Raw genomic sequence first — 18848 nt, forward strand, 5'->3', positions numbered from 1 at the left:
TAAAAAGTGCCGGGATGGTAACTGGCCTGAGGTGTTGTGTCAGTTGGATCGAGGCCCTCACCCCCCGCCCTCTCCCGGAGGTAGAGGGAGCCTGACCGTATCGATGTAAATGTAAGCGTCATACGCAAAATCCGCATCGATACAGATCAGTCCCCTCTCCCTCCGGGAGAGGGTTAGGGTGAGGGAAGAGCCATAACTCAGGCCTTTTTCTTGTACGCGATGCAATCGATCTCGACCTTGCAATCAACCATCATGCTCGCCTGCACACAGGCCCGTGCCGGAGCGTGTTCCGGTTTGAAGTACTCGCCGAAGACCTTGTTGAAACTGCTGAAATCCCGCGGATCGTCCAGCCATACGCCGGCGCGCACCACGTCCTCCAGGCCATAACCGGCCTCTTCGAGAATCGCGATCAGGTTTTTCATGGTCTGGTGGGTCTGCTCGACGATGCCGCCAACGATGATCTCGCCATCCACCGCCGGCACCTGGCCGGACACGTGCAGCCAGCCATCCGCTTCAACGGCGCGCGCGAAGGGACGTGGCTGACCGCCAGCGGCGGTGCTGCCGGTGCCGTATCGAGTAATGCTCATGGGTACTTCTCCTGATGACAAAACAAAAAATTAGAACCGCGTGCTCTTGAGAAACTCGGCCAGACGCGGCGATTGCGGGCGTTCGAACAGTTCCTTGGGCGGCCCCTGCTCTTCGATCCGCCCCTGATTCATGAAAACGATCTTGTCCGAGACCTCGAAGGCGAAACGCATTTCGTGGGTCACCAGCAACATGGTCATGCCGTCTTCGGCCAGGCCCTTGATCACGTTCAACACTTCACCGACCAGCTCCGGATCGAGGGCCGAGGTGACTTCGTCGAACAGCATCAGGCTGGGGTTCATCGCAATCGCCCGGGCAATCGCCACACGCTGTTGCTGACCGCCGGACAACTGCCCGGGAAAGTGATTGCGCCGCTCCAGCAGGCCGACCCGCTCCAGCCATTTTTCGGCCAGCACCACGGCTTGGTCCTTGTGCATTTTCTTGACCTTGAGCAGACCGAGGGTGACGTTCTGCAAGGCGGTCAGATGCGGGAACAGGTTGAATTGCTGGAAGGCCATGCCGGTCATGGCGCGATGGCGGGCGATGACCTTTTCCGCATGGCGCACGCGTTTACCGCCGACCTCGTCATAGCCGATGGACTCGCCGTCGAGCAGGATCTGCCCGCCCTGAAACTCTTCGAGCATGTTCACGCAGCGCAGCAAGGTGGTCTTGCCCGAACCGCTGGAACCGATCAGCGTCACGACGTTGCCGCGCTGCATGCTCAGGTCGACACCCTTGAGCACTTCGACCGCGCCGTACTGCTTGTGCAGGCCGCGGATGTCCAGCAGCGGCTGAGCGTTCTGAACGTTGGAAACTTGAGCTTGAGTCATGGCAGGGCCACCCGCTTTTCAATATGCCGGCCGAGTAATTCGATGCCGTAGTTGATGACGAAGAACAGAAAACCGGCGAACAGGTAGAACTCCAGAGTCATGAAGGTCCGGGCGATGATCTGTTGGGTGCTGAGCAACAATTCGGCGACGCCGATCACCGAGAGCAGGGTCGAGGCCTTGACGATTTCGGTGGACGAGTTGACCCAGGTCGGCAGGATCTGCCGCAACGCCTGGGGCAACAGCACGTAACCGAGGGATTGATAAAACGTCAGGCCGATCGCCTTGCTCGCTTCCATCTGCCCGCGAGGCAAGGCCTGCAAGGCGCCGCGCACAATCTCGGCAACGTGCGAACCGCAAAACAGCGTCAGGCCCAGCGCACCGGCCTGAAACGCGCTGATCTGCCAGCCCAGCGCCGGCGCCATATAGAAGCAGGCCAGCACCAATACAAACACCGGCGTGCCGCGAATAATGTCGACATAAAAGCGGAATGGCGCGCGCATCCAGAACTTGCCGTAAGTCAGCACCAGACCGGTGACAACCCCGAGCAGCGTGCCGAACAGAATCGCCAGCGCCGACACCTGCACACTGGTCAGGAAGCCTTGCAGCAACGTCTCGCGTGCCAACCACAATTCATGCAACCAACTGGGAGATTCGTACATCGCAGCCTCCTATCGGCGGATCGCCAGACGCTGCTCGAGGTAACGCAGCAGCATGGCAATGAGGTAACAGGCCGCGACATACAACGCCGTGGTCACCAGCCAGGTTTCGATCACCCGGTAGCTCTCGACGTTGATCTTGCGCGCGTAATAGGTCAGCTCCGGCACCGCAATCGCGGCGGCCAGCGAGGTGTCCTTGAACAGCGAGATAAAGTTGTTCGACAGCGCCGGCAACACGTTGCGCAGCATCACCGGCACGGTGACGTAGGCCTTGACCTGCCACTCACCGAGTCCGATCGCCAGCCCCGCTTCGCGCTGGCCTTTGGGGATGCTCAGCAAGCCGCCACGGAACACTTCGGTCAGATAGGCACCGGCATACAGCGACAGCGTGATGATGAACGAGGGAATCTTGTCCAGCCGGATACCCAGGCTCGGCAAGGCAAAGTAGATCAACAGAATCAACACCAGAATCGGCGTGTTACGCACCACCGTGACGTACACCGAGGCCAGCACCCGCAAGGCGCGATGCTTCGAGAGCAAGGCAAACGCCATCATCAGGCCGATCACGCAGCCGATGGCGATCGACACCAGCGCCAGTTCAAGACCCAGACCGAGCCCCGCCAGCAAGGTGTCGAAATCGCGCCACACGGCAGCAAAGTTCAACTGATAGTTCATGGTCAGCAGTACCTTGAGCGGGGCGCGTGCAGGCGCCCCACTCTCACGGGATCATTTGAATTCGACAGGGAAACCGATCGCCGGCGACGGCAGGTCGACACCGAACCATTGCTTGAAGGATGCCGCGTAAGTCGGGAACTCAACGCCGGTCATGGCTTCATGCAGAGTGGTGTTGACGAAGTTCAGCCAGTCCTGATCGCCGCGCTTGACTGCGCAGGCGTAGGTCTGTGGGCTCCACGCGTAGGTCGGGCTGCGGTAGCGGCCAGGGTTCTGCACCATCAGGTACTTGACCGACGACTGATCGGTAGCAGCGGCATCGGCGCGACCGGAATTCACCGCCTGATACATCAGATCGACACTGTCGTACTGATCGACCTTGGCCTTGGGCAGCGCCTGATGCACCAATTCTTCGGCATAGACGTTTTGCAGCACGGCCACAGTAACGCTGTCACCGGCCGCCTGCAGGTCTTCGATTTCCTTGTACTTGCTGTTGGCCGGCAGCAGCAGGCCGACACCTTCGCGGTAGTACGGCAGGGTGAACGCCACTTGTTGCGCACGGCTGGCGGTAACGGTGATGAACTGGCAGCTCATGTCGACCTTGTCGGTCAGCAGATTGGGAATTCGCGCGTCGGACGACTGCACGACGAACTCGACTTTGCTTGGGTCATTGAACAACCCCTTGGCCACCATCCTGGCGATGTCGATATCAAAGCCCTGCAACTTGCCGTCCGCACCCTGAAAGTGCCACGGCGCATTGGTGCTGCCGGTGCCGACAATCAGCTTGCCCCGGGCCAGAACACTGTCGAGCTTGCTATCGGCTGCCTGGGCCATGCCCATCACAGCGGACGAAGCCGCAAGAACGAAAACACACGCTTTGAACAACGAAGGACGGCGATGCATGGCAAGCACTCCAGGATGATGTTTATTCCGCTATACCGGAACACGGTTTGTTACTACGGAATAGACAGCAGAAAGTGTGCCACAGGAATCACAGGGAATCTGTAGAGGGCTTAAATGTTTTTGGAATCAACGGGATGCAGGAAATGCGAAAAATGGAGTCAGGTGCGGGTACTGATGGGCTGCGCTACCTTAGGCTACAAATAACGAGTAGCAGGTTCCCAGATGGAGCACGAAGGGCTACTTCGGTGCAATGTGGTTAGCGATTCAAGGGGCCAGCTCTCCATATCTATCGGCAAGCGGCTTTGTCGTAGACCTCTCCCCGCTCTCTTCTCCCTACCGCAATCACGGTAACAACCAAAACCTCGTTCTTTACGCGATAGACCAGCCTGTATCCAGCACTGCGAAGCTTGATTTTGTAGGCGTTTCCCAACCCTCGGAGTCGATCGGCAGGAACGTGAGGATTGACCAGACGTGTAGAGAGCTTTTTCTTGAACTGATCCTGAAGTGCTGAATCAAGCTTTCTCCATTCCCTCCAGGCTTTCTCGGAAAACTCCAGCTCATAGGTCATCTATAGAGACCTTGATGGTGGGATCGTTTTCTCGCTCCTTGCACAGTGCGATCAGTTCCAGATCCTCAAGGCGATTCATCATCGCCTCATACTCCTTTGCGGGAACACAATAAAACGCTGGCTCATTTCGATTGAGGATTGCAACAGATTGGCCGCCACCGGCGGCCACGGTACCCATGGGGTTTCTTTTCAATTCAGAAATACTCGCAACGATATTGGAAAGAACTACGTGAGTCATGATGGTGCTCCCTGGAGTGCTGTTAATGGTGCTTAAAATAGCACTCCAAGACGGCTTCGACGCCTATCGCTTATTACCGCCTTCTCTTTTATTGAGTGAAAAAAGGTATCACGTCCCGACATTCCACATTTCCGGGCTTCGTGTCGGGCCGGTCCTTCATAAAAGTGGGAAAAATCTCGCGAATCCACAGGCCACCTGTAATTTCTGACAGTAGACCTGTTCTTCACCCTTCTTTAACGTCATCGAACCGTCGAGGTCGTTGAAAAGGAGTTCTCAATGAGCACTGCCGATACCATTTCCAATCTGGCCCCGGTTTACCGCAAAGCCCTGAAAACCTGGCGACCGGTGATCCTGTATTTCGCCAATGAACACTGCCCCGCCTGCGAATGGGCCGGGCCGATTTTTCGTCAGATTGCCGAGCCGTACCGGCATCGCGCCAATATCTACATGCTTAACACCCGAGAGTCGCCGCGCCATCCGCTGGTTACCGGCACGCCTACCGTGCTGTTCTACAAAAACGGCAAGTTGCTGAAGAAGCTCAAGGGCATCGGCACAGAGGAAACACTGGCGGCGGACTTTGCCCGGCATATTGGCAGGACCAGGGCACCGGTGGTGCAGCAGAAACCACGACATGACCTGCCGTGGTTGCGCCGCACATTGAGCAGGCTCTGCACAATCACGCGTGCGCATCGGCGGGTGATTTGAGGCAGTGCATTTCCCGTAATCGTTGCGGCGTCTGACACATCGCTTTCGCGGGTAAGCCCGCTCCCACAGGGGTCAACGTTGTTCACACATTTCGTGTACGACGCGTGCACTGTGGGAGCGGGCTTGCCCGCGAAGGGGCCGGCACCGTCAGCGCAAGGCTGCTGCCTTACGCAGAATCGCGCACCAGCAACACCTGCGTCACCCGTCGTTCCTCAACGGCTTTGACGGTCATTTGCCAGCCTGCGTACTGCAGCCGATCGCCGATCATCGGCAAGCGATCCAGCAGGCTCATCACCAGTCCGGCCAGGGTCTGATAGTCCTCGGTCGGTTCGGCGCCAAACCCGGTGCGCTGGCGAACACGCGTCAGGTTCAACGCGCCGTTGACGATGAACCCGCCCTGCCCCTCGATCACGTCCGGACCTTCGATTTCGCTGGCATCAGGCAGTTCGCCGGCAATCGACTCGAGGATGTCGGTCATGGTCAATACGCCGACGAAGTCACCGAACTCGTTGACCACGAAGGCGATGTGGGTCGACGCCGCGCGCATTTGCTCCAGCGCATTGAGGATCGAATAGCTGTCGAGCAGGTTGATGGTCTTGCGCGCCAAGTGCTCCAGATTCGGCTCGATACCGGCCAGGTATTCCTTGAGCAGTTCCTTCTTGTGCACGAAGCCCAGCGGTTCATCCACTGCGCCGTCGCAAATCAGCGGCAGACGTGAATACGACGAATGCATCAATTTTGTGCGAATCGTCTCGGCGTCATCGGCCAGATCGATGGTGTCGACATCGGCACGTACGGTCATCAGGTTCCGAATCGGCCGCTCGGCCAGTTGCAGCACGCCACTGATCATCACTCGCTCGCGGCGGTCGAACAGCTCCGCACTCGGGGCTTCGCCGTCATCCAGCAGATCGGAAATTTCCTCGCCGACCTCCTCCGCCTCCAGCTTGCGCCCGCCCAGCAGACGCATTACCGCGTGGGCCGTGCGCTCACGTATGGGGCGCAAGCCTTGCATCGAACGCTTGCGTCGGGCCCGGGCGATCTGGTTGAACACCTCGATCAGGATCGAGAAACCAATCGCCGCATACAGATAACCTTTCGGGATGTGGAAACCCAGGCCTTCGGCCGTCAGGGCGAAACCGATCATCATCAGGAAGCCCAGACACAGCATGATCACCGTCGGGTGCGCATTGACGAAGCGGGTCAGCGGCTTGCTGGCGACGATCATCAGACCGATGGAAATGATCACCGCGATCATCATCACCGCCAGTTCATCAACCATGCCGACGGCGGTGATTACCGCGTCCAGCGAGAACACCGCATCGAGCACCACGATCTGCGCCACGATCGGCCAGAACAGCGCGTAAGCGGCGTTGGTCGAGCGCTGGCCGACGTGGCCTTCGAGTCGTTCGTGCAGCTCCATGGTGGCCTTGAACAACAGGAACACACCACCGAACAGCATGATCAGGTCACGGCCGGAGAAGCTCTTGTCGAATACCTCGAACAATGGCTGCGTAAGAGTGACCAGCCAGGAAATACTCGCCAACAGGCCCAGGCGCATGATCAACGCCAGCGACAGGCCGATGATTCGCGCACGGTCGCGCTGATGCGGCGGCAGTTTGTCCGCCAGGATCGCGATGAACACCAGGTTGTCGATACCCAGCACCAGTTCCAGCACGATCAGAGTCAACAAGCCTAACCAGGCCGTGGGATCCGCTAACCATTCCATAAAATGTCTCGATCTCTCTTCAGTGAATTCAGGCTGCCGGGCACGGCAAAGTGCAACGCGAAGGCTCTGAAGCCGCGTTGTCAACGATAGTCGGGAGTCGAAAAACCGGATGCTGCGAGTGCGTCAAGACCGCGCCTGGGCGCGAGGAGAAGGTACGACTGGGAGGCTCCAAGAGGGTGTTCATGCAAATCCTGAATGAAAAATGGCCTTGGAGCGTACAGGCTCAAGGCACATTTTCTACAGCGGCAAATCATTTCAAAATCTGTAAGAGCACAAGAAATGTGTTTTTCCTGTTGGCCCTTTCGCGAGCAAGCCCGCTCCCACAGGGGTTGTTCGTCGGACGCAAGTTCTGAGTTCAAAGAGGAGCCAATGTGGGAGCGGGCTTGCTCGCGAAGGGGTCACCAAACACGCCACATCATCGCCCGGCAAAACGCAACCGCGACAACTGCCGCAAATCCCCCTCTACGTAATAATCGTTGGTCCAGCTGTCATCCACCGCCAGCGGACTCACCTGCTTGAGCTCGAGTTTTTTCGCGAAATAGCGAAAGCGGTAATGCTCATAAAACCGCAGCAACTCCAGGCCATAGCGATCAGCCAGATCGGTGTCGCCACGAATGATCAGGAAGTTCTCGTCATTGCCGTTACTGGCTGACGTACTGAGGTTGTGACTGCCGCTGATGATGGTCGGCGCATCGGTGGTGAAGTCGGTGATCACGGCTTTGGTGTGCACCAGCAGGTTGCCCTTCTGGCCTTTCATGTTTTCTTTCAGCCAGCCTTCCAGCCCGGTGTTGAGCAAAGCTGTGGCAGCGAATTCGGCGGTGCGGTCGGCATGAAACCCGGTGATGCTGCTCGCGGTATTTTGCAGGCCGTAACGCAGGATGTCGTCATGCGGTTTGCCGAGCAGCGCGTTGAGAATCGCGTCCGGCAGGCTGAAAGCGGTGACGAACAACACGTCCTTTTTCGCCGCCTCGATGATCTCGACGAACTCACGCAAATCGCCACCACCGCTGCGTGGCGAGAACCCGGCGAACAGCGCCTGTGTTGGGTCCATCGGGTTGTGCTCGGTGATCCAGCTGCGCGTCGCAGCGACGTCGGCCGGGTTGGCCCAGACTTCTTCGAACACTTGCAAATACCGCGCGGCAACCATCACGTCGTCGAGCGTATGCACCACGTTAGCCTGGCGATAAACACCGTTGGCGGTGAAATTGGTGCTGCCGCACAGCACCGCCTGCGGTTGCCGCTGACCCGCGCCATCGACACGGCTGAGAACAATGAATTTGTCGTGAAAGATGTTATGGGTGACCCGGCCGCGTTTGTTCGCCGCCGGCAATTTGGCAAGGTTCGTTTCGTTCAGGGTCGTATCGGGATCATCAGGTTGCGCGTGATACAGAACGCGCACCTGAACCCCACGGGCAAATGCCGCATTTACAGCGTCGATGATCGCCTGCAATTGATACTCGTAGATCGCGATGTCCAGCCCCCACTGCGCGTCCACCGCACGTCCGATAAAGCCCAGCAAACGCTCCAACAGCCCGTTCTCCAGCCACAGTCGCGCCGCGTCGGGCCAAGCTTCGATGGGCAGGTTCTTGTTGGCGCTGATCTGCGCGTCAAGGTCGGGAAACTTGCGCTGGAAGGCCTGACTGGCGGCCACAGCACGGTTGAAGATCACACTTTGATTGGCTGGGTGGCCGTCGTCACTGGTGATGCTTAGCTCCAGTGATTCGCCCAATAGCGGCGCGTCCGCCGTGCCGTAGGCCAAATGCACGCGATAGTGCATGGTCGTGCCCGGATTGACCGCGTAATCGGCCCAGCGGAATTTCTGTAGCGGCGCTTTATCGCTGGGCGTGGCGTGATACTGCGGGAAGGTGTGCGTCTTGCCGGGAAATGTCAGGCTGTTGAACAGGAACAACCACGGTTTGTCGCCCTGCTGCTTCTCAATGGCAAACCCAAGCAGGCCTTTGCGTCGGGGCTCGGCGAGGTCCATGGCGAGTAATACGCCGTTGGTGCCGGCGTAGGCTTTGACGCGAAAATCGTCCTGAGGATTGGCGACCAGTACCCGCATGATTCAATCCTTGTGATTGGGCTGGTGTGGAGCATAGAGGGTCGCTCCCTGATTGCCATGTTCACTTGGAATTGAGTGGATGCCATCGCCAGCAGGCTGGCTCCTACAAGGATTTTTGTCGCACTCGTAATCTGTGAACACCGCTCACAGTGTGGGAGCGGGCTTGCTCGCGAAGAGGCCCGCACAGGCATCACACATCATCGATATGCCGATATTCCGCACTCAGCGCCGCCGCTAATTCCCGCGCCCGAGTCAGGCGGATCGGCCCACGCTCAATGTCGATCAACAATCCCGGACACTCCAGCGGCGGCATCGACGGTAAGGCTTTCAAACGCCCATCCGTGACCACCAGCAAGCGCTGCTGCTCGGCCGGGAAGCGCTTTTGTCGCTGCACCAGCCATTGCTGTGCCTGCGTCAATGCCGCCACCAACGGCGTGCCGCCGCCCGCCCCCAACGCCTCCAGCCAGGTGCGCAAGCCACTCGATGCTTTCAGACCTTGCACCTGCCATTTCGGCGCGCTGCCGCTGGCGGTCAGCAAGGCCAGCCGCGCACGCTGCCGATAAGCATCATCGAACAATTGCGCGAGCAGGCCCTTAGCATCGCTCAGCGCCTGATGCCGACGCGTCGAAGCCGACGCATCGACGATCACCAGCCACAACTCATGGGGAGAACGAGTGCGCAACTGGAACTGCAAGTCCTCACGGGTTTGCGGACGGCCGTTGAGCAGCGTGCCCGGCCAGTTCACCAGGCCGCTGCGCGCGGCGTGGCGCTGGCCTTGGCGTCCATGATCAAGGCGTCCGGCGTGAGGTCTGGCATTCGCCCCCGCGGCGGATCGGGGACGAATGCCGGTTACTTTTTTGGCCAGCTCGGCACTTCGCGACGAGCGCCAGTGGCCAGTGCCGGGGCGGGCATATCGCCCCACTGGCCCTGCCCTTCGCTCGGTTCGGCCTGGCTACTGGCCGGGTTCTGCGCGGGTGGCTGAGGGCTGGAAGAAGAGGATTCGCGACGGCGATGCCGCAGGGCAAATTCCGCCACGGCGTCGATGTCCTGCTCGGCAATCGCTGCAGCGCCGCGCCATGCTGCGTGCGCACGGGCCGCCCGCAGCCAGACCAGATCGGCACGCAAGCCATCGACACCCGCCGCAAAACAACGCTCGGTGATGTTCGCCAACGCGTCGTCGTCCAGCGCAATGCTCGCCAAGGCGATGCGCGCCTGTTCACAGCGTTCGCGCAGCGCTTGCTGCTGTGCTTCCCACTGCGCGCAGAACGCCTGTGGATCGCTGTCAAAATCCAGGCGGCGGCGGATGATCTGCCCGCGTTCGGTTGGCGCGGTGTGGCCGCTGAGGGCGACGTTCAGGCCGAAACGGTCAAGCAGCTGTGGCCGCAATTCGCCCTCTTCCGGGTTCATCGTGCCGATCAATACAAATCGCGCCGAATGCCGATGGGAAATACCGTCGCGCTCGATCAGGTTGGTGCCACTGGCTGCCACATCGAGCAGCAGATCCACCAGATGATCCGGCAGCAAATTCACTTCATCGACGTAGAGCACACCGCCGTCAGCCTTGGCCAAAACCCCGGGAGAAAACTGCGCACGACCCGCGCTCAGCGCCGCGTCGAGATCGAGGGTGCCGACCAGACGTTCTTCGGTGGCACCCAATGGCAGCGTGACGAATTGACCGCTGGCGAGCAGATCGGCCAAGCCACGGGCCAGGGTCGATTTGGCCATGCCGCGCGGGCCTTCGATCAGCACGCCACCGATTTTCGGGTCGATGGCGGTCAGGCACAGCGCGAGTTTCAGGTCATCGGCGCCGACCACGGCGGAGAGCGGGAAATGCGGGGTGTCGGTCATCTTCGGTACTCGGTCATGGTCGGTGTGAATTCATTTCAATGTAGGAGTGAGCCTGCTCGCGATAGCGGTGGGTCAGCGACAAATAGGTTGGCTGATACACCGCTATCGCGAGCAGGCTCACTCCTACAAAATGTTGTGGTATGTCAGGTGTCTTCTTCTATATCCAGCAGCAGGTTTTCCAGTGCTTCTTTATACACGCCGGGTTCCTGCCACATCCCGCGCTGCTGCGCTTCGAGCATGCGCTCGGTCATGTCCCGCAGGGCATGCGGATTGTGTTCACGAACAAAATCGCGGGTCGTCGGGTCGAGCAAATAGGCGTCCGCCAGCAACGCGTACTGATGATCATCGATCAGTTGTGTGGTGGCGTCGAAAGCGAACAGGTTATCGACTGTCGCCGCCAGTTCGAAGGCACCTTTATAGCCATGACGCTTGACCCCGTCGATCCATTTCGGATTGGCCGCCCGCGAGCGTATCACTCGGTTTAGTTCTTCTTTCAGGGTACGGATTCTCGGCAGATCCGGCTGGCTGTGATCGCCGTGATAACTCGCCGCCGCTTCGCCGCGCAGGGTTTCCACCGCCGCGAGCATGCCGCCCTGAAACTGGTAATAGTCGTTGGAATCGAGCAAGTCGTGCTCGCGATTGTCCTGGTTCTGTAGCACCGCTTGCACCTGACTCAGACGCTGGACGAACTGTTCACGAGCGGCGGTGCCTTCGTCAGCACCGCCGTAAGCGTAGGCGCCCCAGTTCAGGTAGACCTCGGCCAGATCCTCGCGGGTCTGCCACAGGCGACCGTCGATGGCGCCCTGTACGCCCGCGCCATAGGCTCCGGGTTTGGCGCCGAAAATCCGCCAGCCGGCCTGGCGCCGCGCCGCGTCGGCATCCAGCCCCGATTGCAACAGCGCCTCGCGCTCGGCACGCACCTTCGCCGCCAGCGGGTTGAGGTCATCCGGTTCGTCCAGCGCCGCCACCGCTTGCACGGCGGCGTCGAACAGACGAATCAGGTTGGCAAAGGCATCGCGGAAGAAGCCCGAGACCCGCAGCGTGACATCGACTCGTGGCCGGTCGAGCAGGCTCAGCGGCAGAATTTCGAAGTCATCAACGCGCTGACTGCCGGTGGCCCAAACAGGACGCACGCCCATCAACGCCATGGCCTGGGCGATGTCGTCACCGCCGGTGCGCATCGTCGCCGTGCCCCACACCGACAGCCCGAGCTGGCGTAGGTGATCACCGTGATCCTGCAAGTGGCGCTCAAGGATCAACGTGGCGGACTGGAAACCAATGCGCCACGCGGTGGTGGTCGGCAGGTTACGCACGTCCACCGAGTAAAAGTTGCGCCCGGTGGGCAATACGTCGAGACGGCCACGACTGGGCGCGCCGCTTGGCCCGGCGGGGACGAAGCGACCGTTGAGGGCGTCAAGCAGACCGCGCATTTCGGCGGGGCCGCAGGCGTCGAGGCGTGGGGCGACGACTTCGCGCAGGCTATCAATGATTGCCCTCACTTCAGCCCCCCTCGGTTCCTGTAGGAGTGAGCCTGCTCGCGATGGCGTCAGGTCAGGCAATTCAGTGTTGAATGACACACCGCTATCGCGAGCAGGCTCACTCCTACAAAGGGCGTGCACTGTTTCGGAGATCAGTTGGGTGGCGAATAGCTCAAGGCGTTCGCGGGTGTCACCGGCGCTGCGCCAGATTTCGTCGCTGACGCTTTGCAGCTCCGGCGGGCGCGGGCCGTTCCACGGGTCGGCAAGCACACAATCCAGCGGATCAAAGCCCAACTCAAACGCCTTGGCCAACGCCCGCAGCAGACTCGACTGCGCACCCTTGCCGTCGCCACGCGGAATGCGCAGCAAAGCCAGCAACGTATCGATGCGCAAACGTCCGGTCGGCGACTCGCCGAAAATGTGCAGGCCATCGCGAATCTGCGACTCCTTCAGGTCACACAAATAAGTGTCCAGACGCGGCAGCCAGATCGCTGCATCGGCGTCGCTGTCCAGACCGGCGTCGAGTTGCAGTTCGCGGTCGATCTGCGTTTCGCGCACCAGTTGCAGAATGTCGCGCTGCAGCTCGCGGGCGCGACGCGGATCGAGCAGTTGCGCCTCGTAATATTCGTCGGCCAACAGTTCCAGATTGCGCAGCGGGCCGTAGGTTTCGGCACGGGTCAGCGGCGGCATCAGGTGGTCGATGATCACCGCTTGCGTGCGCCGTTTGGCCTGGGCACCCTCGCCCGGATCGTTGACGATAAACGGATAGATGTTCGGTAGCGGCCCGAGCAATGCGTCGGGCCAGCAATTTTCCGAAAGGCCGACGCCCTTGCCCGGCAACCATTCGAGGTTTCCGTGCTTGCCGACGTGAATCACTGCGTGCGCACCGTAGGTGTTACGCAGCCAGAAATAGAACGCCAGATAGCCGTGCGGCGGCACCAGATCCGGGTCGTGGTACACCGCACTCGGATCGACCTGATAACCGCGCGCCGGTTGAATGCCGACGAAGGTCAGGCCAAAACGCAGCCCGGCGATCATCATCCGCCCGTCGCGGCACATCGGATCGTTTTGCGGCGCGCCCCAGCGTTCCAGCACCGCCGCGCGATTGGCTTCCGGCAGCGCATTGAACATCGCCAGATAGGCATCCATCGCCAGGCTTTGCTGGCACGGACGCAGGTCGATGCTGTCGAGGTCGTTGCTGACGCCGCCGAGCAATTGCTGGATCAGCTCGGTGCCGCTGTCCGGCAACTCCGCCGTCAACGGGAAGCCTTCCGCCTGCAACGCGCGCAGGATATTCAATGCCGCCGCCGGCGTGTCCAGACCGACGCCATTGCCGATCCGGCCGTCGCGGGTCGGGTAGTTGGCGAGGATCAGCGCGATGCGTTTTTCCGTGTTCGGCAGCCGCGCCAGATCGCTCCAGCGCCGCGCCAGTTCAGCGACGAAATCCATGCGTTCGGGTTGCGCCCGGTAGCAGACCACGTCGGACTGGCTGCGCTCGCTGCGCCAGGCCAGATCCTTGAAGCTGATCGGCCGGCTGATGATGCGCCCGTCGAGTTCCGGCAAGGCGATGTGCATCGCCAGATCCCGTGGCCCGAGACCCTGCTCGCTGTCGCGCCAACCGGGCTCGTTGTCCTGAGCGCAGATCGCCTGAATCACCGGAATATTGCGCCGGAACGGGCGCAGATGCGGGGCTTCTGGACTGGACTGCGCGAAACCGGTGGTGTTGAGAATCACCGCCGCCTCGACCTCGTCCAGCCAGTCCTCGACCACGCTCAGACAGCCGGGTTCTTTCAGGCTGGCGACGGCGATCGGCAACGGATTGAGCCCCGCCGCCTGCAAGCGTTGGCAGAACACGTCGATGAACGCAGTGTTCGCCGCTTGCAAATGCGAGCGATAAAACAACACCGCCGTCACCGGGCGACCCGGCTGCCAATCGGCTTGCCAGTCGCTCAGTGCGGCGGTGTTTTTCTGTGGGTGGTAAATCGCCGTACGCGGCAGCGCTTGCGGCTCGCCCCAGGCGTAATCCCGCGCCAGCCAGCGGTTGGCCAGGCAATGGAAGAAGTCCAGCGCATTGCCCATGCCGCCCTGACGCAGGAACTGCCAGAGGCGGTCGCGATCTTCGGCGGGCACCGTGCTCAGGTCGCTGAGTTCCGGGTCGGGACGATCATCCCCCGGTACCAGAATCACCTGCACCCCGCGCTCGGACAACTCCACCAGACGCTCGACGCCATAACGCCAATAAGCGATGCCGCCGTGCAGCGAAATCAGAATGACCTTGGCGTGCCGCAGCACTTCATCGACATACAAATCGACCGAAGCATGATTCTGCACCTGCATCGGATTGGCCAGGCGCAGGCTCGGGTAATCCTCGGGCAATTGCTGCGCCGCTTCGGCGAGCAACGCCAGGCTGGAGTCGCCGCTGCACAGGATCACCAGCTCGGCGAGGGTTTGTCCAAGGTCGGCAATGTTGTCATCCGACACGAAACCGCCGGGCTGGGTCCTGAGCAGGTGCATGGCTTAAACGCTGAGCGCGGCGCGCAGTTGCGCTTCGAGTTGCGCAGCGTCGAGTTCCTGACCGATCAGCACCAGACGGGTGACGCGCGCTTCGTCAGCACGCCACTGGCGGTCGAAGTGCTTGTCGAAACGCGTGCCCACGCCCTGAATCAACAGGCGCATCGGCTTGCTCGGAATCGCCGCGAAGCCCTTCACGCGCAGGATGCCGTGCTGCACAACCAGTTGCGTCAGCGCGTCGAGCAACAGGCTTTCGTCGGCCTGCGGCAGTTCGATCGAGATCGAATCGAAGGCGTCGTGATCGTGGTCATCGTGGTCGTCATCACCGTCGTGGTGGTGATCGTGATGGCTGTGGCGGCTGTCGATATGTTCTTCGGATCCGGCACCGAGGCCGATCAGCACGTCCAGCGGCAGGCGACCGTTGCTGGCTTCGATGATTTTCACCGCTGGCGGCAGTTCTTCAGCGACTTCGGCGCGAACGCGAGCCAGATCTTCGGCGCTGGTCTGGTCGGCCTTGTTGAGGATCACCAGATCGGCGCTGGCCAGTTGGTCGGCGAACAGCTCATGAAGTGGCGATTCGTGATCCAGGTTCGGGTCGAGTTTGCGCTGGGCATCGACCTGATCGGGGAACGCGGCGAAGGTGCCAGCGGCCACGGCCGGGCTGTCGACCACGGTGATCACCGCATCCACGGTGCAGGCGCTGCGGATTTCCGGCCACTGGAAGGCTTGTACCAGCGGTTTTGGCAGGGCCAGACCGGACGTCTCGATCAGGATGTGATCGAGGTCACCGCGACGGGCGACCAGTTCACGCATCACCGGGAAGAACTCTTCCTGCACCGTGCAGCACAGGCAACCGTTGGCCAGTTCGTAGACGCGGCCAGTGGCTTCTTCTTCGGTGCAGCCGATGGTGCATTGCTTGAGGATCTCACCGTCGATGCCCAGTTCGCCGAATTCGTTGACGATCACGGCGATGCGACGGCCCTGAGCGTTGTCGAGCATGTGTCGCAGCAAGGTGGTTTTGCCCGAGCCGAGGAAACCGGTGACGATGGTGACGGGGAGTTTGGCCAGTGTTTTCATCGGATGCCCTTTGGCAAGGTGGCGGGCATACGGGACGAGATCCGCTGCGAACGTGCGCGCGGAAGAATTCGCCACCGGATCACCCCGCCCGGTTGTAGTGAGAAATCTGTGACGAGGCAGGTCTCCTGGCTGACGGTGTTCAGGCCTTGGGCCCGGCGTTCGCTGCGCCTTCCCGCGGGCTCAGTGGATTGAGCTGGCAGTGGCGTGGCAACGAACTTCACCGTTCACAGTTGCGGGGGCAGCCGCGGCTTTGACCGCGTTCCCTTCTTAGCTTCGGCGTGGGCCGAAGAACCTCGAAAGCGCAAGGCTACGCATGGCTTGAGGATGGGTCAATGCTTTGGTTTTTTTTTGGATTGGGGGCATATCCGTTGCTGCGGTAACGGCCTCCTATGGTTTCGCTCTTACAGCGGTCACTTTTTCCAAACGCCGGGTTTGAGGTTTGGGGTTTGGGGGCATATCCGTTCCTTCGGGTCTTGCCTCTGGCGGTTTCGCTCTTACAGCGAGTCACCTTTTCCAAACGCCGAAAAGGTAACCCAAAAGGCTTTGCCCCGGCGTACGGCACTTCGCTGAGGCTCAGTGTTCCCTCGCTACGGTGCCCATCAGGGGGCATCGCCTCCGGTTTGCTTCGCTGCACCTCCTCTCGATGGATGCGGCTTCGCCGCATGGCGCTGCGCGCCTACCCCCTGATGGACACCTTCGCTCGGCCTGCCGAAGGGGCTGAAGATCAAAAGCCACTTCAAGAGCCAGAGCCAAAGCCAAAGCAGATCAAAAGATCACAGCCTTCGGCAGTTCCTACAGGGGATTGGGTGTATTCAGTTTGGGATTTGGTCGGCTCGTAGGCCGCCATCGCCAGCAGGCTAGCTCCTACAGTTCAGATTGCGTGCTGCCCCTGCGGCGAAGCCGCCCCACTCAACACAATGAGCGTTAGCTCGAGTACCGCTTTTGATCTGCGGGCCCGTCGGCAGGCTGAGTGGAGGGATTTATCCGGGGGTGGGAGCGCAGCGACCGTTTGGCGCAGCCAAACACAGCGAGAGGAGGTGCAGCGAAGCAAACCGTAGGCGCTGCCCCCCGGATGAATCCCGCAGCGAAGGAACCCGAGCCTAGGCGAGGGCCGAACGTCAGGGCATAGACCTTTTGGTTACTTTTGGGGCGTTTGCCAAAAGTGACCCGCCGTAAGGGCGGAACCGTAATCAGCAACACCCGCAGCAACGGATCCACCCCCAAAATTGACTAAATCCCCCACCCCATGCTCTCCTACACAACTTGTTACGGGTGCCCTTCACAGGGTGAAACGGGAAACCGGTGAATCATGTGCTTTACTCAAAGCCATGTCAGTCCGGTGCTGCCCCCGCAACGGTAAGCGAGCGAAGCGTCAGATCCACTGTGCCATACGGCATGGGAAGGTGACGCTTGCAGGTCGGTCAGACGCCAACCCCTCGTGAGCCCGGAGACCGGCCCGCAACACACAGTGCGCATTGTGCGTCGCTGAACATAACAAACCCGCGGTGGGCGGGCGCTGTTCGAACCTCTGCGTGCCCGACTCGCAGGGGTTTTCATGCGCTCTATATCACCCGCTGACACTCCAGAGGGAAGCGCCATGTCGATCATCAGCAGCACCGGCAGCAACACCGACAAAATCTCCAGCACCGCCACCTTGAGCCAACGCCTGACCGCCGCGATCTTCGCGTCGATTCTGGGTGCCAGCCTTGTGTACTTCGCCGGTTTCTCGCACATCGAAGCGGTGCACAACGCCGCTCACGATACCCGCCACAGCGCCGCGTTCCCGTGCCACTGAGACCTGCAGACATGATCAAGCGTATCGCGCAAACCGCAGGCTTCACCGGCCTGCTGGCCGCCCTGCTGCTGACGTTGCTGCAAAGCTTCTGGGTCTCGCCACTGATTCTGCAGGCCGAAACCTTCGAGAAGTCCGAACCGGTGGCCGTTCACGAACACGCCGCCGGCACGGCCGCACACACCCATGACGCCGAAGCCTGGGAGCCGGAAGACGGCTGGCAACGCGTGGTCTCGACCACCGGCGGCAACCTGGTGGTGGCGGTCGGTTTCGCCCTGATGCTCGCTGGCCTGTACACCCTGCGTGCACCGACCAAAACCTCGCAAGGCCTGCTCTGGGGCCTGGCCGGTTACGCGACCTTCGTCCTCGCGCCGACCCTGGGCCTGCCGCCTGAACTGCCGGGCACCGCTGCAGCCGATCTGGCGTCGCGGCAAACCTGGTGGATCGGCACCGCCGCTTCCACCGCTGTTGGCCTGGCGTTGATTGTGTTCAGCCGCCACTGGCTGATGAAGCTGCTGGGCGTGGCGATCCTCGCCGTGCCGCACGTGATCGGCGCGCCACAACCGGAAGTGCATTCGATGCTCGCCCCGGAGGCGCTGGAAGCCCAGTTCAAAATCGCTTCGCAGTTGACCAACGTGGCGTTCTGGCTGGCCCTGGGCCTGATCAGCGCCTGGTTGTTCCGCCGCAAAAGCGATGGTCAATACCACGCATGACCGATGACCGCGCAGCGCCGACCTTTGTGGTCGGCCTGGGCTGCCAGCGCGGCTGCCCGGTCAGCACGCTGCGCGCGTTACTCGATCAGGCGTTGCAGGCGCATCGTATAGAACTTGAAGCGGTCAAGGCCTTGGCCAGCATCGATCTTAAACGCGATGAACCCGGCCTGCAGGAACTGGCCAGTCAACTGGCGCTGCCGCTGTTGTATTTCAGCAGCAATGAACTGGCCAATTATCAGCAACGCCTGAGCCACCATTCGCAGATCGCCTATGAGCGCACCGGTTGCTACGGCGTGGCGGAAAGTGCCGCTCTGGCCCTTGCCGAGCAGTTGATTCAGGCACCGGCAAAACTGCTGATTTCCCGGCAAAAATACGCTCAGGCGACCTTGGCATTGGCCGGCGCTGCGTAAATTCCCGATAATCCCCCCGTTTGATCATGAGCAATCTTCATCTGAAGCGTTGCCCTGCCCCGTTTTTCACAGGA

The 18848-nt window shown here is 60.7% G+C and carries 17 protein-coding genes and 2 riboswitches; of the genes, 4 read left to right on the forward strand and 13 right to left on the reverse strand.

What is annotated here, in order from left to right; all coding sequences use genetic code 11:
* Positions 1 to 197 precede the first annotated feature (197 nt).
* The 7 genes from E3Z29_RS18155 to E3Z29_RS18185 form a co-directional block, all read right to left on the reverse strand.
* On the reverse strand, positions 198 to 587 hold the full coding sequence (locus tag E3Z29_RS18155; RefSeq protein WP_007912330.1) for a RidA family protein: 390 nt from the start codon (positions 585 to 587) through the stop codon (positions 198 to 200).
* Positions 588 to 617: 30 nt separating this feature from the next.
* Complete coding sequence (locus E3Z29_RS18160) at positions 618 to 1415, reverse strand: amino acid ABC transporter ATP-binding protein (protein WP_097087296.1); 798 nt, start codon at positions 1413 to 1415, stop codon at positions 618 to 620.
* Positions 1412 to 2074, reverse strand: coding sequence for an amino acid ABC transporter permease (locus E3Z29_RS18165; protein WP_134786515.1), 663 nt, complete (start codon positions 2072 to 2074; stop codon positions 1412 to 1414). The genes E3Z29_RS18160 and E3Z29_RS18165 overlap by 4 nt, the downstream gene beginning before the upstream one ends.
* 9 nt (positions 2075 to 2083) lie before the next feature.
* Positions 2084 to 2746 carry an amino acid ABC transporter permease gene (locus E3Z29_RS18170; RefSeq protein WP_134786516.1) on the reverse strand — a complete coding sequence of 221 codons (663 nt, stop codon included), beginning with the start codon at positions 2744 to 2746 and terminating at the stop codon, positions 2084 to 2086.
* Positions 2747 to 2797: 51 nt separating this feature from the next.
* Positions 2798 to 3646 (reverse strand): transporter substrate-binding domain-containing protein, encoded by an 849-nt coding sequence (locus tag E3Z29_RS18175; protein WP_098964184.1) that lies wholly within the window; start codon positions 3644 to 3646, stop codon positions 2798 to 2800.
* Between the two features lie 286 nt (positions 3647 to 3932).
* Positions 3933 to 4214 (reverse strand): type II toxin-antitoxin system RelE/ParE family toxin, encoded by a 282-nt coding sequence (locus tag E3Z29_RS18180; protein ID WP_098964185.1) that lies wholly within the window; start codon positions 4212 to 4214, stop codon positions 3933 to 3935.
* Positions 4204 to 4452 carry a type II toxin-antitoxin system Phd/YefM family antitoxin gene (locus E3Z29_RS18185; RefSeq protein ID WP_003225462.1) on the reverse strand — a complete coding sequence of 83 codons (249 nt, stop codon included), beginning with the start codon at positions 4450 to 4452 and terminating at the stop codon, positions 4204 to 4206. The genes E3Z29_RS18180 and E3Z29_RS18185 overlap by 11 nt, the downstream gene beginning before the upstream one ends.
* 276 nt (positions 4453 to 4728) lie before the next feature.
* Between E3Z29_RS18185 and E3Z29_RS18190 the strand changes: the two genes are divergently transcribed.
* Positions 4729 to 5157, forward strand: a complete 429-nt coding sequence (locus E3Z29_RS18190) for a thioredoxin domain-containing protein (protein WP_134786517.1) — start codon at positions 4729 to 4731, stop codon at positions 5155 to 5157.
* Between the two features lie 166 nt (positions 5158 to 5323).
* Here E3Z29_RS18190 and E3Z29_RS18195 read toward each other — a convergent pair whose 3' ends face one another.
* The 6 genes from E3Z29_RS18195 to cobW all read right to left on the reverse strand — a co-directional run bounded on the left by E3Z29_RS18195 (position 5324) and on the right by cobW (position 15859).
* Positions 5324 to 6883, reverse strand: coding sequence for a TerC family protein (locus E3Z29_RS18195; protein ID WP_134786518.1), 1560 nt, complete (start codon positions 6881 to 6883; stop codon positions 5324 to 5326).
* A gap of 415 nt (positions 6884 to 7298) precedes the next feature.
* Complete coding sequence (locus tag E3Z29_RS18200; protein ID WP_134786519.1) at positions 7299 to 8945, reverse strand: phospholipase D-like domain-containing protein; 1647 nt, start codon at positions 8943 to 8945, stop codon at positions 7299 to 7301.
* A gap of 190 nt (positions 8946 to 9135) precedes the next feature.
* Positions 9136 to 9867: a VWA domain-containing protein gene (locus E3Z29_RS18205; RefSeq protein ID WP_372241193.1), complete on the reverse strand. Its 732-nt coding sequence runs from the start codon at positions 9865 to 9867 to the stop codon at positions 9136 to 9138.
* Complete coding sequence (locus E3Z29_RS18210) at positions 9795 to 10793, reverse strand: ATP-binding protein (RefSeq protein WP_134786521.1); 999 nt, start codon at positions 10791 to 10793, stop codon at positions 9795 to 9797. Before E3Z29_RS18210 ends, E3Z29_RS18205 begins: the two co-directional genes overlap by 73 nt.
* 143 nt (positions 10794 to 10936) lie before the next feature.
* A complete protein-coding gene (gene cobN, locus E3Z29_RS18220) occupies positions 10937 to 14785 on the reverse strand; it encodes a cobaltochelatase subunit CobN (RefSeq protein WP_134786522.1) in 3849 nt (1282 codons plus the stop codon).
* Between the two features lie 3 nt (positions 14786 to 14788).
* Complete coding sequence (gene cobW, locus E3Z29_RS18225; protein WP_134786523.1) at positions 14789 to 15859, reverse strand: cobalamin biosynthesis protein CobW; 1071 nt, start codon at positions 15857 to 15859, stop codon at positions 14789 to 14791.
* Positions 15860 to 15956: 97 nt separating this feature from the next.
* A riboswitch (cobalamin riboswitch) is annotated at positions 15957 to 16170 on the reverse strand.
* A 942-nt stretch (positions 16171 to 17112) separates the two neighbouring features.
* Positions 17113 to 17334: riboswitch (cobalamin riboswitch) on the forward strand.
* A gap of 122 nt (positions 17335 to 17456) precedes the next feature.
* On the opposite strand from cobW, the gene E3Z29_RS18230 reads away from it, so the two are divergent.
* Genes E3Z29_RS18230 through E3Z29_RS18240 form a run of 3 tightly spaced genes read left to right on the forward strand, consistent with a single transcriptional unit; the run spans position 17457 to position 18774 of the window.
* Positions 17457 to 17654 carry a CbtB domain-containing protein gene (locus tag E3Z29_RS18230; protein WP_003225486.1) on the forward strand — a complete coding sequence of 66 codons (198 nt, stop codon included), beginning with the start codon at positions 17457 to 17459 and terminating at the stop codon, positions 17652 to 17654.
* Between the two features lie 11 nt (positions 17655 to 17665).
* Positions 17666 to 18364 carry a CbtA family protein gene (locus E3Z29_RS18235; protein WP_027613714.1) on the forward strand — a complete coding sequence of 233 codons (699 nt, stop codon included), beginning with the start codon at positions 17666 to 17668 and terminating at the stop codon, positions 18362 to 18364.
* A complete protein-coding gene (locus tag E3Z29_RS18240) occupies positions 18361 to 18774 on the forward strand; it encodes a cobalamin biosynthesis protein (RefSeq protein WP_134786524.1) in 414 nt (137 codons plus the stop codon). Before E3Z29_RS18235 ends, E3Z29_RS18240 begins: the two co-directional genes overlap by 4 nt.
* Positions 18775 to 18848: the final 74 nt, after the last annotated feature.

This window comes from Pseudomonas sp. S150, from assembly GCF_004526365.1.
In the GTDB taxonomy this organism is placed as follows: Bacteria; Pseudomonadota; Gammaproteobacteria; order Pseudomonadales; family Pseudomonadaceae; genus Aquipseudomonas; species Aquipseudomonas putida_A.

Excerpts from the sequence above, each read along its gene's own strand:
- E3Z29_RS18180 (WP_098964185.1), bottom strand. The coding sequence starts at position 4,214 with ATGACCTATGAGCTGGAGTTTTCCGAGAAAGCCTGGAGGGAATGGAGA.
- E3Z29_RS18175 (WP_098964184.1), bottom strand. The coding sequence starts at position 3,646 with ATGCATCGCCGTCCTTCGTTGTTCAAAGCGTGTGTTTTCGTTCTTGCG.
- E3Z29_RS18230 (WP_003225486.1), top strand. The coding sequence starts at position 17,457 with ATGTCGATCATCAGCAGCACCGGCAGCAACACCGACAAAATCTCCAGC.
- E3Z29_RS18240 (WP_134786524.1), top strand. The coding sequence starts at position 18,361 with ATGACCGATGACCGCGCAGCGCCGACCTTTGTGGTCGGCCTGGGCTGC.
- E3Z29_RS18200 (WP_134786519.1), bottom strand. The coding sequence starts at position 8,945 with ATGCGGGTACTGGTCGCCAATCCTCAGGACGATTTTCGCGTCAAAGCC.
- E3Z29_RS18155 (WP_007912330.1), bottom strand. The coding sequence starts at position 587 with ATGAGCATTACTCGATACGGCACCGGCAGCACCGCCGCTGGCGGTCAG.
- E3Z29_RS18160 (WP_097087296.1), bottom strand. The coding sequence starts at position 1,415 with ATGACTCAAGCTCAAGTTTCCAACGTTCAGAACGCTCAGCCGCTGCTG.
- E3Z29_RS18190 (WP_134786517.1), top strand. The coding sequence starts at position 4,729 with ATGAGCACTGCCGATACCATTTCCAATCTGGCCCCGGTTTACCGCAAA.
- E3Z29_RS18170 (WP_134786516.1), bottom strand. The coding sequence starts at position 2,746 with ATGAACTATCAGTTGAACTTTGCTGCCGTGTGGCGCGATTTCGACACC.
- cobN (WP_134786522.1), bottom strand. The coding sequence starts at position 14,785 with ATGCACCTGCTCAGGACCCAGCCCGGCGGTTTCGTGTCGGATGACAAC.
- E3Z29_RS18165 (WP_134786515.1), bottom strand. The coding sequence starts at position 2,074 with ATGTACGAATCTCCCAGTTGGTTGCATGAATTGTGGTTGGCACGCGAG.
- E3Z29_RS18185 (WP_003225462.1), bottom strand. The coding sequence starts at position 4,452 with ATGACTCACGTAGTTCTTTCCAATATCGTTGCGAGTATTTCTGAATTG.
- cobW (WP_134786523.1), bottom strand. The coding sequence starts at position 15,859 with ATGAAAACACTGGCCAAACTCCCCGTCACCATCGTCACCGGTTTCCTC.
- E3Z29_RS18195 (WP_134786518.1), bottom strand. The coding sequence starts at position 6,883 with ATGGAATGGTTAGCGGATCCCACGGCCTGGTTAGGCTTGTTGACTCTG.
- E3Z29_RS18235 (WP_027613714.1), top strand. The coding sequence starts at position 17,666 with ATGATCAAGCGTATCGCGCAAACCGCAGGCTTCACCGGCCTGCTGGCC.
- E3Z29_RS18210 (WP_134786521.1), bottom strand. The coding sequence starts at position 10,793 with ATGACCGACACCCCGCATTTCCCGCTCTCCGCCGTGGTCGGCGCCGAT.